This window comes from Cupriavidus sp. 2TAF22 (assembly GCF_052115045.1).
Lineage (GTDB): Bacteria > Pseudomonadota > Gammaproteobacteria > Burkholderiales > Burkholderiaceae > Cupriavidus.
The window spans coordinates 32,188-45,271 of sequence record NZ_JBFRFX010000040.1 but is presented as its reverse complement, the minus strand read 5'-3'; the positions used below and the strand labels follow the sequence as shown (position 1 = coordinate 45,271).

General features: G+C 59.8%; 12 protein-coding genes and 3 pseudogenes. 9 read left to right on the top strand and 6 right to left on the bottom strand.

Annotated features, from left to right (window positions below; all coding sequences use genetic code 11):
• Positions 1–132: 132 nt before the first annotated feature.
• From rpoD to AB4Z48_RS32610, 7 genes are all read left to right on the top strand, one after another.
• Positions 133–1,989, top strand: a complete 1,857-nt coding sequence (gene rpoD, locus AB4Z48_RS32640) for an RNA polymerase sigma factor RpoD (RefSeq protein ID WP_441621690.1) — start codon at positions 133–135, stop codon at positions 1,987–1,989.
• Positions 1,967–2,416: a YkgJ family cysteine cluster protein gene (locus AB4Z48_RS32635; RefSeq protein WP_441621688.1), complete on the top strand. Its 450-nt coding sequence runs from the start codon at positions 1,967–1,969 to the stop codon at positions 2,414–2,416. The genes rpoD and AB4Z48_RS32635 overlap by 23 nt, the downstream gene beginning before the upstream one ends.
• A complete protein-coding gene (locus AB4Z48_RS32630; RefSeq protein WP_441621686.1) occupies positions 2,391–2,834 on the top strand; it encodes a winged helix-turn-helix transcriptional regulator in 444 nt (147 codons plus the stop codon). Before AB4Z48_RS32635 ends, AB4Z48_RS32630 begins: the two co-directional genes overlap by 26 nt.
• 637 nt (positions 2,835–3,471) lie before the next feature.
• Positions 3,472–3,651, top strand: coding sequence for a hypothetical protein (locus tag AB4Z48_RS32625; protein WP_441621684.1), 180 nt, complete (start codon positions 3,472–3,474; stop codon positions 3,649–3,651).
• Positions 3,652–3,791: 140 nt separating this feature from the next.
• Positions 3,792–4,175, top strand: a complete 384-nt coding sequence (locus AB4Z48_RS32620) for a VOC family protein (RefSeq protein ID WP_441621683.1) — start codon at positions 3,792–3,794, stop codon at positions 4,173–4,175.
• Between the two features lie 217 nt (positions 4,176–4,392).
• Positions 4,393–5,751 (top strand): epoxide hydrolase family protein, encoded by a 1,359-nt coding sequence (locus AB4Z48_RS32615; protein WP_441621681.1) that lies wholly within the window; start codon positions 4,393–4,395, stop codon positions 5,749–5,751.
• Between the two features lie 112 nt (positions 5,752–5,863).
• Positions 5,864–7,216 carry an alpha/beta fold hydrolase gene (locus AB4Z48_RS32610; RefSeq protein WP_441621679.1) on the top strand — a complete coding sequence of 451 codons (1,353 nt, stop codon included), beginning with the start codon at positions 5,864–5,866 and terminating at the stop codon, positions 7,214–7,216.
• Between the two features lie 974 nt (positions 7,217–8,190).
• Here the strand turns inward: AB4Z48_RS32610 and AB4Z48_RS32605 are convergent.
• Positions 8,191–8,646 (bottom strand): annotated as a pseudogene (locus AB4Z48_RS32605) (DUF4158 domain-containing protein); the annotation flags it as partial.
• Positions 8,647–8,768: 122 nt separating this feature from the next.
• Between AB4Z48_RS32605 and AB4Z48_RS32600 the strand changes: the two are divergent.
• The gene (locus AB4Z48_RS32600; protein WP_441621678.1) at positions 8,769–9,050 is read left to right on the top strand and encodes a DUF1275 family protein; all 282 of its coding nucleotides are present in this window, start codon (positions 8,769–8,771) and stop codon (positions 9,048–9,050) included.
• A gap of 71 nt (positions 9,051–9,121) precedes the next feature.
• Here AB4Z48_RS32600 and AB4Z48_RS32595 read toward each other — a convergent pair whose 3' ends face one another.
• Positions 9,122–10,228, bottom strand: a complete 1,107-nt coding sequence (locus AB4Z48_RS32595; protein ID WP_441621676.1) for a porin — start codon at positions 10,226–10,228, stop codon at positions 9,122–9,124.
• Positions 10,229–10,408: 180 nt separating this feature from the next.
• Here AB4Z48_RS32595 and AB4Z48_RS32590 point away from each other — a divergent pair.
• Positions 10,409–10,858: pseudogene (locus tag AB4Z48_RS32590) on the top strand (response regulator transcription factor); the annotation flags it as partial.
• A gap of 57 nt (positions 10,859–10,915) precedes the next feature.
• Here AB4Z48_RS32590 and AB4Z48_RS32585 read toward each other — a convergent pair.
• The 4 genes and pseudogenes from AB4Z48_RS32585 to AB4Z48_RS32570 form a co-directional block, all read right to left on the bottom strand.
• Positions 10,916–11,308, bottom strand: a complete 393-nt coding sequence (locus tag AB4Z48_RS32585; protein WP_441621675.1) for a response regulator transcription factor — start codon at positions 11,306–11,308, stop codon at positions 10,916–10,918.
• Positions 11,309–11,850: 542 nt separating this feature from the next.
• Positions 11,851–11,958: a hypothetical protein gene (locus AB4Z48_RS32580; protein WP_441621673.1), complete on the bottom strand. Its 108-nt coding sequence runs from the start codon at positions 11,956–11,958 to the stop codon at positions 11,851–11,853.
• 46 nt (positions 11,959–12,004) lie between these two features.
• Positions 12,005–12,644 (bottom strand): annotated as a pseudogene (locus AB4Z48_RS32575) (porin); the annotation flags it as partial.
• Between the two features lie 120 nt (positions 12,645–12,764).
• A complete protein-coding gene (locus AB4Z48_RS32570; RefSeq protein ID WP_441621671.1) occupies positions 12,765–13,058 on the bottom strand; it encodes a XapX domain-containing protein in 294 nt (97 codons plus the stop codon).
• Between the last annotated feature and the right edge of the window lie 26 nt (positions 13,059–13,084).

The window sequence follows — 13,084 nt, the reverse complement described above, 5'->3', positions numbered from 1 at the left end:
AGAAGTGGTGTACCCATGGTTGGGCAACTTGGTGCCAAATTGGGAACAGCGTGATGGCGTGGAGCCATGGATAACGTGCTTTGGGAGTGCTGCGAATGAATGCGCGTCCCATGCACGACTTTTGTGTGTCAGATGAACGATAACCAACAAACGAGCCTGCTTATGCTGATCGCGCTCGGCAAGGAGCGCGGATTCCTGACCCACGGTGAAATCAGCGACCATCTTCCTGACGGCAAGGACCAAGCCAGCATTACTGACAGAATTCTGGCGATGTTGGCGGAGCTTGGCATTGAGGTCGTGGATAGAGCGCCTGCTGACACGATGCTGTTAATCGAGGACGCGCCGGTCTCAAGCTCCGATGAGGCCACATTGGAGGAAGCTACCGCCGCCATCACGCAGAGCGATAACCGATTCGGTCGTACCACCGATCCCGTGCAGATGTATCTGCGGGAAATTGGCGCCGTCCAGTTGCTGACGCGCGACAACGAGGTAGAGATCGCGACCCGCCATGAAGAGGCAATCATGGAAATGGTTGACGCAATGGCGAGGTGTCCAACCGTCGTCTCCGAGATATTAGCCATGGCCGAGCAAGTCGAGCGCGACGAGTTGTCCGTAGATGAACTCGTTGATCACGTCGTCGATGCCCAAACCGTGCCCGCTGACAATCCGGGCAAGGATACCGGGTTACAGCTCGACGCCAGCGTAGGCGAGGAGGATGGAGAGCCCGATGATTGCGCCCGGAGTCCGAACACCGCCTCGAAGGCAACGTCAGCTGCCGCCTTGAAGCGGGATGTACTCGAGTGGCTCGCCAGCGTGCGAGCGCGGGTTATCGAATTGACCGCGTCCCACGGGCCTCATGAAGGTGGCACGCTCCGCGATATGCAGGCGCTGGCAGCGATTCGATGTGTGCTCGCCAAGCTGCGCTTCAGCCCAATCGCGATTGAGCGGCTCAGCCGAGTCCTCAACGTGCATCTTGAGGACGTTCGTCAAACGGAACGGCGACTCGCTGGAATCTTGATCGGTCAATGCGGCATGACACGCGATGAGTTCGCGCAGCGCTTAAAGGGTCGTGAAATCCAGTTCGACTGGCCGGAAGCGCTTGGGGCGGACTGTCCTACCCCCAACGGTTTGCTGCCGCGGCAGCTTCTGGAAATCCAGGCGCTGCAGCAACAACTGCTTGCCATAGAATCTCGCGCCGCTATTCCCCTTGAGGATCTGAGGGAAGTCGGCCGGCTGGTGACAAGAGCGCAGGTCAAGGCTCGCCAAGCAAGAGCCGAGATGATCGAGGCTAACCTTCGCCTGGTCGTCTCAATCGCCAAGAAATACATCAATCGTGGCTTGCCACTGTTGGATCTCATTCAAGAGGGCAACATCGGGCTGATGCGGGCGGCGGATAAATTCGACTACCGCCGTGGTTATCGATTTTCGACCTACGCGACCTGGTGGATTCGCCAGGCGGTGACTCGCTCTATTGCTGACAAGGCACCCACCATCGGCATCCCGATGCACCTCGTGGAGGTCGTTGGAAAGATCAATCGGGCCTCGCGCGAGTGCTTCAGTGAAACCGGAGCAATGCCGACGTCGGATATCTTGGCGGCCAAGGTGGGGATGAGCGAGAAGAAGATCAAGTCCATTTTGAACGTTGTCAAGCAGCCGGTATCGCTTGATATGCCGGTTGGGGAGAGCGGGGATGCGTTGCTGGGAGACACGTTGGCGGACGAGATCACCGCCTCTCCTCTTGATGCGGCAGTTCAAGCGGGGCTCAAGCGGGACTTGGAAGCCGTCTTGTCGACGCTGGGTGCGCGGGAGGCGAAGATTTTGCGGATGCGCTTCGGGATCGGCACTGCGACCGAGTACACGCTGGATGAGATTGGCCTGCAATTCGGCGTGACCCGCGAACGTATTCGGCAACTGGAAAGCCAGGCCCTGCGAAAGCTACGGAAGCCCGAGAGCACCGAACGCCTGAATGCCTATCGCGGCGAGTCGTGAGTGCTTCGCACGCGATGCGTTAGCAGGCCGGCAGGTCGACCAGAGGTACGCGGACAGGCCAATGGGGGTAGCCGCACAAATGATTAGTCAAAAAATTAGATTCTTTCGCTCACGGATTCCCTCATTCGAGTGCACCCCTGGATGCCATGACTGCTGTGGACCGGTGACGACCTCAACGGAAGAGATGTCGAGGCTTCCCGTCAAGAGCGATGCCGAGCACGAAGCTGCGCTTACAAACCTTAGTTGCCCTCATCTTGGCAACAAGGGGTGTCAAGTGTATGCTGAGCGCCCGTTGATTTGCCGGTTGTTCGGGACAACACCACGACTGGCCTGCCCGAACGGAAACCGGCCGGAGGCGATGGTCGATCCGTCTATAGAACGGCAGATTCAGCGCTTTTTCCTTGAAACGCGTCACGTGTTGGTTTGAGGTAGCGGGCGCGGTCTCCTACATGGGCGCAACGCGGTTCGAGGAAATACAGATCCAGACCGAAGCTACGCCACAGATGATGGCCTCCCGACTGAAGGCGCTTGAAGCGGACGGCATGGTCGAACGCCACCCATATAGCGAAAAGCCGTTGCGCTATGAATACCGTCTGACGGACAAGGGGTGGGCGTTCTATCCCGTGATCTACGCGCTGCGCGCCTGGGGCGAAACGTGGGCAAAGAAGAAGGACAGGGAACTGGCGATGCATTTCGTGCATCGCGAATGCGGGGACGACGTCGGGCTTGCCAGCATCTGCCCGCACTGCGGGAAACCGGTGGAGCGCAAGGATCTGCACGCTTCAATGGGTAACGATTTCGCGACGGAACGCGCAGCGCGACGTGCTTCCTTCAAGCGGAAATAACTAGACATCACGAATGGCGGCACGAGGCGCCCATGTCGCCTGTCCACTGAGCGCATGCCTTAGTCTGGCGCGAACGGCTGTCCAGAAGCGAATCGGCCTGTTCCCGGCTGATTTCTGATATCCGAGACCTGGTACTCCTTCCACTCGATCAAGCGGTTGCGAGGTCGGCATTCGGCCGAGGCGCTCTCCGACTGATCGCGCCACCTTCACACTTCCCGACCGCCTCTCCAACACGCGCAGCGCATGCGCGCACTGCGGGTCATCCGCCGCACTACCGCTGCGGTGTCGCTCCTGCTATTGCGGGCAGCCTTATCGAATCCTCTTCGCCTAGCACGCTCCTTTGATGACAGCGAGCTTGCCGCCACGGGCTACCGTCTCAGCCTTAATCGTCGGCGCTACCCACTGATCTCCCGTTCATCGGTCGCCGTCTGTCGTTGCTTTTCGTAGTCGCGACGCCCCTTCGGCCAACTGCCGTTTGTGAGCAGATCACCGCAAAGCCTTGTTTTTCTTGATACTATGATTTTCATAGCTACACTAAGACGTACCGATGTGTGAGACGTCACGCACCGTCAATCTTAAGCAGCAGGCGCCACTGCGAGAAGCGACTTTTTACTCAATGACCTCAAGGAAATCGATCATGACTAGCAACATCGCCAAGCGCTTCGTACTCACTATCGCCCTGGTTACCGCCGCTGCCGGGGCGCAGGCAGCCGGACTGTCCCATCACGGCGCGGGTGGCCCGTACACCGACAGCGCCCGTTCGGTGCAGGAACCACGCAGTCCGTACACCGACGGTGCGCATGTGGAGTCCCACTGAGAGGTAGGCAGGCGTATCCGATGAAGACGTGCCGCCGCACGAGTTCGATCCTGAAATCGTGGCATGTCGTGCGGTCGCTTTGCCGGCTCTGACTGTCGAACCGGCCGCGCTCAACCTGTTTCCCAAGGAAGGACCCCGCAATGTTCAGTCATGTAGTGGTCGGCACCAACGACCTGGAAAGAGCCAGGAAATTCTACGACGCCGTTCTGGGCACGCTCGGCTATGGCGAGGGCCTGCTCCGAGCTATCGGCGACTATGCCTATCTCTCCGACAAGGGCTTGTTGATAGTGACCCGGCCACTTGATGGTCAGCCGGCCACCCCCGCCAATGGCGGCACGATTGGCTTCACCTGCCAGTCGATGGACCAGGTGGATGCCCTGCATGCCGCCGCGGTCGCCAACGGCGGCAGATCCGTCGAGGATCCGCCTGGTGTACGCAACACGGAAGCGGGCCCGCTGTATCTCGCCTATGTGCGTGATCCGGATGGCAACAAGCTCTGCGCTCTGTATCGCATTCCTGCCTGACACAGCCGACAGCGACGAAGGCTCGTTCGAACGGCCCTGGCCACGGGGCATCCAGCGGCTTTGCCGCAAGTCCTCCACGAAGCGAGGGCGGAACCATTCCCGATATCGCGTCAATCGATAAACGGCCAGTCAATCAATTTACAAGCTGTGTACTCGGTGGAGTAACACCACTGACGACCACGACGCCCCAATCCTTCCACTTGCCGAGAAATTTGATATGCAAGATAAGCCCAATTTCAATCGCCGTCGCTTTTCCGCAGCCGCGGCGGCAAGCGTTACCGCGGGATCGCTCGGAATTTTCAATCTCTCACAGCATGCAAATGCCATGACTACAGGTGCCCCACTTCAGGGCAGTGACGGGGTTGCCGTGCATCCGTTTCATGTGAATTTTCCGGAATCAAAGCTCGTCGAATTGCGTCGACGCATCAGGGAAACAAATTGGCCTGAGCGGGAAACTGTTTCGGATGAATCCCAAGGTGTGCAGCTCGCGACGATTCAGGCACTCGCGCGCTATTGGGCGACCGGTTACGACTGGCGCAAGGTCGAGGCGAAGCTGAATGCTCTGCCGCAGTTCATAACCGAAATCGACGGGTTGAACATTCACTTCATCCACGTTCGTTCGAAGCATGACAATGCCTTGCCGCTGATCATCAACCACGGATGGCCCGGCTCGATCATCGAGCAACTGAAGATCATCGATCCATTGACCAATCCCACAGCCCACGGTGCGAGCGCATCGGACGCTTTCCACGTGGTGATTCCGTCAATGCCCGGCTATGGATTTTCAGGCAAGCCGACGAGCACCGGCTGGGGTCCCGAGCGCATGGCCAAGGCATGGGCAGTCTTGATGAAGCGCCTCGGCTACACCCGCTATGTCGCCCAGGGCGGCGACTGGGGTGCATTTGTCGTCGATCAAATGGGATTGCAGGCTCCTCAGGGACTGCTTGGCATCCACACCAATATGCCCGCGACGGTTCCAGCCGACATCGACAAGGTGCTCCAGATCGGCGGCCCGGCGCCAGCCGGCCTGTCAGCGGAGGAGAAACGCGCCTTCGAGCAGCTCGACCTGACGTTCAAGGAAGTGAACTACGCCCGGCTGATGGGCTCGCGTCCGCAAACGCTCTACGGCATTGCCGATTCACCTGTCGGCCTCGCCGCGTGGCTCCTCGACCATAACGATGCCGATGGTCAACCGGCTGCGGCAGTCGCCTCGGCTCTGCAGCGGACCAGCAGCGCTACAGGCGAACTGACGCGCGACGAAATCCTCGACAACATCACGCTGTACTGGCTGACGAATACTGGTGTTTCGGCATCTCGTCTCTACTGGGAATACAAGGGCGGCTTCTTTAATGCCAAAGGCGTCAAGATCCCGGTGGCCGTGAGCGTGTTCCCCGGCGAGCAATATCAGGCGCCGCGGAGTTGGACGGGGCGGGCGTATCCCAATCTCGTCTATTACAACAAGGTCGACAAGGGCGGGCACTTTGCGGCCTGGGAGCAGCCGATGCTTTTTTCCGAAGAGCTTCGCGCGGGCTTCAAGCCAGTTCGCGTAGAGACGATGCGCCCGCATGACAATTGACCTGTTCAAGCTCACGGGCCGCAAGCCAATGAGCATATAAGCCTTCGTGAGGCTGCACACATCTGACTTGACTCGCAAGGCAACACACAGTTTAAGGCTGGAGACCGATCCCATGTCAAACAACGCTCCCATATCCTCATCGCGCCGGCACTTTGTCGGTACGGCCGTCGCAGCGACCGCCGCCGGCTCGCTGAGCCCGCTCGGCTTCGCAGGCACAAGCCTGGCATTCGGCAAGATCACGGAGCCTGCGATCGGCGACAAGACCGCGATTCGCCCGTTCCGCGTTCACGTCCCCGAATCGCAGCTCGTCGACATGCGGCGGCGCATCAAGGCCACGCGCTGGCCGGACCGTGAGACCGTGCCCGACGAATCGCAGGGCATTCAGCTCGCAACCATCCAAGGGCTCGCTCAATACTGGGCGACCGGCTATGACTGGCGCAAATGCGAAGCGCGACTGAATTCGTATCCGCAGTTCATGACCGAGATCGACGGGCTCGATATCCATTTCATCCATGTACGGTCGAAGCACGAAAACGCGATGCCGTTGATCGTGACGCACGGCTGGCCTGGATCAGTCATCGAACAGTTCAAGATCATTGATCCGCTCGTCAATCCGACCGCGTACGGCGCTCCGGCTTCAGATGCGTTCCATCTCGTGATTCCGTCCTTGCCTGGCTACGGATTCTCTGCCAGGCCCACCACGACTGGCTGGGGGCCGGAGCGCACCGCGCGCGCGTGGGTCGTGCTTATGAAGCGCCTTGGCTACGACAAATTTGCTTCGCAAGGCGGCGATCTCGGCGGCGTTCTGACCAACATCATGGCCATGCAGGCGCCACCTGAACTGATCGGCATACACGTGAACTTCCCTGCGTCCGTGCCGGCGGACATTCTCAAGTCGCTTGTCGCGGGCGATCCGACGCCCGCTGGCTTGTCGGATGAGGAAAAGCATGGGTATGAGCAATTGAGCGCAAACTTCAAGAGAAAGCGCGGATATGCACTCGAAATGGGTACGCGCCCGCAAACGCTATATGGACTCGCCGACTCGCCCGTCGCGCTGGCTTCCTGGCTCCTCGACCATGGCGACGGTTACGGCCAGCCCGCCGCGGCGTTGAGCGCGGCCGTGCTCGGTCATCCCGTCAACGGCCATTCCGCCGGCGCGCTGACGCGAGACGACCTGCTTGACGACATCACGCTATATTGGCTGACCAATACTGGCATCTCGGCAGCGCGTTTCTACTGGGAATCGCACTCGAACTTCTTCCTTGCAGCCGACGTCAACGTGCCGGCTGCCGTCAGCGCGTTTCCGGGGGAAAATTACCAGGCGCCGAGGAGCTGGACCGAAAAGGCCTATCACAACCTGATCTACTTCAATAAACCTGAAACAGGTGGGCACTTTGCGGCGTGGGAAGAACCGATGATTTTCGCGAGTGAAGTGCGCGCAGGATTAAGGCCCTTGCGGACATAAAGCGCGAAACGCTCCGATGCGCATGTATCGGAGCGCATGTCTTCTACGACAATGCGTGGAGCGCGGAATAGGCCCGCGGCATTCGGTAATCTACAGGCGGCTCCATACTGAACATCAACGACGGGTGAGAGGCCGCTATTTGTTCGAGGCAGACGCTTGAATGTCCGGTCCGGCGCTCAGACGAATGACGCCCGATGGCCGACAAGCGCCTGATCGACCCCGAGATCCGCGACGCCAGTGTCAGTCGGCAAGAGCTGCCCTTCGGCCTGGGGCAGCCTCTACGACTGCGTCTAATGCTCAAGCAGTCATTCGAAGGGGCAAGTGGGCCGCAGGCTCATGGGCGCCATGCACCGAAATCACCACAGCCCAACGCGCGCTCCGCTTGAACTGCGTGCCCCCTGTCATGGACAACGCTGCGAACTTCGCAAGAGCGCACAAATCCGCATAAGGCGGTCGAGGCGTCGCTTGCGCGATTCATCAAGGCTTCGACCAGCCCGACATCGTCCGGGCGTGCGCGTTACTGGCCGAAATGACGCCTGGCAGGAATGGGTTATGCGGGATCTGCTGGGGGCGCTAGGGGATTGCGCGGCGCGGCACCGGAAGACGGTCGACGCGTGGCAAGGCCCGCGACGATTGCTTAAGCCGTGAGAATATTGACTAGATGCTCCATTTTGCCTTCTGCTTGTGCAAACGCCTCAGCTTCCTCCGTGATCGATCTTCCCGCTCGAAAGACCGTCTGAACAATGCCAGCGAGTGTGTGGTGTTTCACCAGGACGAATCCCTGATGCTTCCCAGAGGACAGGAGCTGCGTATAGGCTTTTAAATCGTGATACCCCACGCGTTTCTGGCTCTCCATTGCGCCCCCGTTTCGACGAGGAGGAATCGTAACGTTGGGGCAGTGCTCAGTGCGGCCTTGGACTGCCGCCAATGCGAGCGGAGAGGTATTGCCTATAGGCGTATTCAACGTCAGCAACGATCTGACGCAGGACCAGCGCATCGATCGTCGCGTTGATGATATCTACCGGCTGGTCCATCGTTTCGGCGGCGTCGCGCGCAGCGCGGATAGTAACCTCGTTGGCAGCGGTGCCGAGGTAGGCCTGGATGCCAAGGAATTCTCGCACGGCCCTGTAGTGCCGGAACAAGGTCGGCGACACCTTCCGGTCGTAGCCAAACTTCGTACCTAGGCTCAGGCCGGCACTGATGCGCACCAACTCCGTCACGCTGGCAGGAATAGTGTCAAGGTCCGGGAAGTGGTGTAACTGCTGAAAGACCTTCAGGAGCACCAGCAGACCAAGTCGGGATTCTTGCCCGCGTGTGGACCGGGTTGCCCAGTCCAGCTCTTCCGCGCTTGGTGTGTAACAGGCCCGCAATTCCTTGAGGGAAAAGACCTTCGGGAAACGCGGGTAGGCGGTACGCTCGACGGTGGCCATACAGGATCTCGACAATCGCTGAAAGGCCGGCCAGCCTAGCTGGGTCAGGTGACAGTTTGCTGCTTATTTCCACAAGTAATTAGTATCGCTTCTTATATAACCAGAAGGATTATGATAGCGGCTTGGGCGTATCTTGGTCAGGGGCCGCTACCACGATCATGACCGGTAATACTACCCAGATCGTGATCGACCTGGTCGATTTGTCGTCGGCCGGGCCTGAGCAGGCAGGCGCGATCCACGTGCGCTTGCGCAAGATGTTGCCCGCTGTGGCGGGCTTTGCCGCCGGTGCGGTGCTGGGCGCGCTGGCGTTCGCTGCCGTCAGCTTCTGCTGTGTCCTGCTGCCGGTACTGCTGCTGGCGGCGCTATGCCGCCAGCGGTGGCAGGCCAGGCTGGTGCTGGCGTGAAAACCTGCGAGGCGGCGCGTTCAACCATGACGCGACCCTCGCCCCCTGATCAAGACTGACGGGCCAGCCTGCTAGAACTTGTGACGGATGCCAAGCACCGCACCGAACTGGTTTTCCGAGCCGGAAACCGTGCCGAAGCCGGTCCCCTGAATGGAGCCGGTGCCACCTGCGGTCAGGCCTAAATTCGAGCCATCCTTGTTCTTGGTGTAACCGAGGTTCAAGTAGGCATCGGTACGCTTGGACAGCGCGTAGTCAGCCGATGCCACGAAGCTCCACGGATCCGCCTTGGTGCCCCGGAAGTCCTGGAAGTAGGCAACGCCGGTCAGGGACAATGCCGGGATCAGCTGATAGCGCAGACCCAGCCAGTACAGATTAGAGACGTTGTTAGCGCCGAGATTACCCGGGAGCGTGGCGCCACCGAGCGCCTTGGCCCAACGATATCCGGCGTAGGCCTTGGCGGGGCCGATGGAGTACGAGCCGGCCAGGCCGGCGCGGCGGATTTCGGCCTCCGTCAGGGGACCGGTCGCGGCCGCGCCGGGATTGGTTGAGTCGTAGATGGCGCCGACAGCGAACGGACCCGCAGCGTAGGTCAGGCTGGCACTGTACTCGCGCCCGATCCTCGGGCTGCCAGGGACTTCACCAGAGGCGCCGGCGCCGGTGTTCGCGCCAAAGCTGTACAGCGCCTTGGCGGACAGGCCACTGAAGGTGCCGATGTACTTGACCGAGTTATCGGCACGGCTGCCGAAAGCGGCGTCCTGCCCCAGGATCGAGTAGTTGGTGCTGACGGCCATCGGGTCGAAGTCAACGTTGAAATCATGGAACGGCGTCTGATGCCGGCCCAGGGTCAGGGCGTTCCAATTGTTCTGCAGGCCAACATAGGCCTGGCGACCAAACAGGCGGCCTGCGAAGGATGACTTGCCGTCGTCCACCGTGAAGCCGTTTTCCAGCACGAAGACACCCTTCAGGCCACCTCCGAGGTCTTCCACGCCGCGCAGGCCCCAGCGGCTGCCTGCCAGGTTGCCGGAGGTCATGCGCGTCACGCCATGGTCGCCGCCGGGTTGGTGGTTTTGGTACTCGATGCCAACGTCAATCAGGCCATACAGTGTCACGCTGGACTGGGCATACGCACTACCGGCAGCCAAGACGGCGACGGTGGCTGCAAAGTGTTTCATCTCCATATCGCCTCTTTCCTTGTTAGCATATTGGGAAACCTCTCTACAGTGCTTGTCCTGGCGAAAACACTGCGCGCAGTGCCTTGGAATAATAGCCCGTTCCCGGCTGACATTGACGGATCTTGGGCGACTTCAGTGCATTCGCGCCAGGCCGTGAATTGAGCGGCGAGCTGTTTGCGATGGCGCATGACCGGCTACGGGGACATTCCGATGACGGTTGCTGCCATGAAGGCGGGAGCAGAACACTTTCTTTCCAAGCCGTTCCGTGAACAGGAACTGCTCGATGCCGTCACGGAGGCACTACAGAAGGAGGGCTCGCGACGTGAGCATTTGTGCCGACTGGCTGCAGCGCGCGACTGCTTTCGTTCCCTGACGCTGCGGGAGAGTGAGGTCATGGCGCATGCCACATCAGGTTTGACAAACAAGGAGATTGCCGCCGCCATGTGCATCAGCGTGGTGACTGTCAAAGTTCATCGATGCCAGGCAATGCGAAAAATGAGGGCTCGGAGTTTCGCTTATCTGGTGCTACTTGCGCAAACTCTCGGTCTCGTGCTGCTTCCCTCTAAGTCCGAAGCTGCTGAGCAGCCTGCTATCCGGCTGCGGCCTCGACAGCTTAGAACCGCAACCCGAGCGTAGGGACGGCATCGGGCGGCGTGCAGAGGACGAAGGTCATGTAAGGACTGCACGACACACTCACGATGGAGGAGTGTCCGTCTTGCGAGGACGCAACGCTTTTTCAATGCAGTGGATCATGTCCGTATCCTGGAAGGGCTTGTAAAGGACGCACGTCGCACCCAATGCCATGGCACGCTGATCGAATCCCTCATGCGCAAATGCAGTCATGAAAATGACAGGCATATCGAGATTGCGTGCGCGCAGGGCCTCTATCAAAGCGAAGCCGTCCATGCCGGGCATTTTCGCGTCTGTGATCACGCAGGACAGGCAAGGCAGCGAAGTGCACCGCAGTAGCTCTTGACCGCCTCCGAACAATTGCACGCCAAGATCGAGCGAACGCAGCAGCCCGCCCACGGCATTTCGGACAGCGACATCGTCGTCAACTATTGCGATCGTGGCGCGAGCTATCACACTGACTCCTTGTATACGCGTTGAGCGCTGGCAATGCTCTGCTGGAATAGTAACGCCAAACCGGTGCATACCCTATCATACGATGGTATTGCCGATTCCTCGGGTGCACGTCCCACGCTACGTTGCGATGAAGTCACGCTGGCCAGGAAAATCAGTCCCCCCGCGATAGTGAGCCGGCCAGCTATTCTGTCCGATTCATACCAAGGTATTACATACATGGTTGCTTCGAAATGGCACCGCATATTCAAAAGTCCTTGTGGGTGCGGGCGGCCCCGGGACCGTTTGATGATTGATGATTGATGGTAGATGGCGCTATTGGGATTGTCGATGCTGCTGTAGTAGCGGAGCAGCGTCGCGTCCTTAGCCTGCAGTCGGCCTGCTTGCCCGCAGTGACGCGTTATCTTGCTGAAATCGTCGAAGGCACGAGACTTGGCTTGGTGCCGCCAGCCGCTCGATCGCAGACCGCGGCAAGTGCCAGTCTTGCTGGTACCGACTCAAGTTCCCGCTGCCCTCCGGAGCAGGACAGCGGTGAATCGGTCAGCTTACTTTAGGCAGTTCACTGCACGCCGGATTCCTTCACCATAGGTCGGATCGGCCTTGGTGAAATTCTCAATCTGCACGCGCACGATCTCCTCGGGCACGCCCTGCATCGCCACCGCGATGTTCGCGAACAGCCGCTGCCTCTGGCCGTCGTCGAACACCTGCTTTGATTGCGTCGTCGTTGCGTCCGCTGGTCTGATAGTGCTGGTGGATTTCATAGGCGAGCGTCAGGTTCAGGTTGCCGTGGTCATAGGCGGTGGCAAAGGAATACAGCGCCGGATTGCGCGGCACCGTTGTTTTCTCTTCCGGCAATCCCCAGGCGATGGCGCCGCTCAAGCCGTGCCACGTCGGCGACTGGTAGTACAACGAGTTCTTCTGCCGTCGATCAAATGAGCTGGTGTTCTGGACATTGTCGCTGGTAGAGGCAGCGCCATTGCCTATCAGCGCCATGTAACCCGCAGTGGTGGGGTAACGGGTCGTAGCTCTTGGTCGCACTTGTGTATGGTGTGTCCCAGTTGCCCATGAATAGGGTGCCGTACGGGCTCTGAAGGCCGAGCCGGGTATCTCGCGCGGCGATTTGCCCCGTGCCGTTGTCAATCGACAGGGCGCTTTCGATTTGCCAGATCGCCTTGATCCCGTTGGCCAACTGTTCCTCGCCCCGTAAGCCGAACACAGAGCGGTTATTCGTGAGCCGCGCCGTATTGCCCAATCTGGTGCCGTCGGTTGCGGTGGTCACGGTCACATACTCGATCGCCGTGTTCAGCCGGCCATAGATCGCGACGTTGTTGTCCGCCACGGCAGAGGTGCCGCGGCCGCGGCCAAAGACGCAGCCAGGGCCACGTGAATGCGCCGGGGCGCGATTGCGTTAGTGCGGCTGGCAGGTGCTTCGGGCTGCTTTCGGGAGCGGCTCATGCTGTTATTGGTTCCCTTCCTTGCTACGCGCGGGGAGGGATGCCGACGGTTCAACGGCCGTGTCCGCTTTGGGCGGTGTACCCGTAATCTTCGGGACGCATTCGCCGCGGAACCATGCAATGGTGACGGGCTCGCCGGCCAGCATGCGCTTGACCGGCGGCACAACCTGCTCGCCAATCAGCATGCCCAGCAGCCCGATCAAAGCAATTGCGGGCGGCGCAGGCGAGCGGACCTGCATCAGTGCATAGATAATGCCGACCAGGATGCCGGCGCCAAGGGAGATGAGATAGAGTTTCATATGTGACAAGGTTGGAGAGGGGGAAA

Excerpts from the sequence above, each read along its gene's own strand:
- rpoD (WP_441621690.1), top strand. The coding sequence starts at position 133 with ATGAACGATAACCAACAAACGAGCCTGCTTATGCTGATCGCGCTCGGC.
- AB4Z48_RS32635 (WP_441621688.1), top strand. The coding sequence starts at position 1,967 with ATGCCTATCGCGGCGAGTCGTGAGTGCTTCGCACGCGATGCGTTAGCA.
- AB4Z48_RS32625 (WP_441621684.1), top strand. The coding sequence starts at position 3,472 with ATGACTAGCAACATCGCCAAGCGCTTCGTACTCACTATCGCCCTGGTT.
- AB4Z48_RS32620 (WP_441621683.1), top strand. The coding sequence starts at position 3,792 with ATGTTCAGTCATGTAGTGGTCGGCACCAACGACCTGGAAAGAGCCAGG.
- AB4Z48_RS32615 (WP_441621681.1), top strand. The coding sequence starts at position 4,393 with ATGCAAGATAAGCCCAATTTCAATCGCCGTCGCTTTTCCGCAGCCGCG.
- AB4Z48_RS32610 (WP_441621679.1), top strand. The coding sequence starts at position 5,864 with ATGTCAAACAACGCTCCCATATCCTCATCGCGCCGGCACTTTGTCGGT.
- AB4Z48_RS32595 (WP_441621676.1), bottom strand. The coding sequence starts at position 10,228 with ATGGAGATGAAACACTTTGCAGCCACCGTCGCCGTCTTGGCTGCCGGT.
- AB4Z48_RS32580 (WP_441621673.1), bottom strand. The coding sequence starts at position 11,958 with ATGCAGGGCGTGCCCGAGGAGATCGTGCGCGTGCAGATTGAGAATTTC.
- AB4Z48_RS32570 (WP_441621671.1), bottom strand. The coding sequence starts at position 13,058 with ATGAAACTCTATCTCATCTCCCTTGGCGCCGGCATCCTGGTCGGCATT.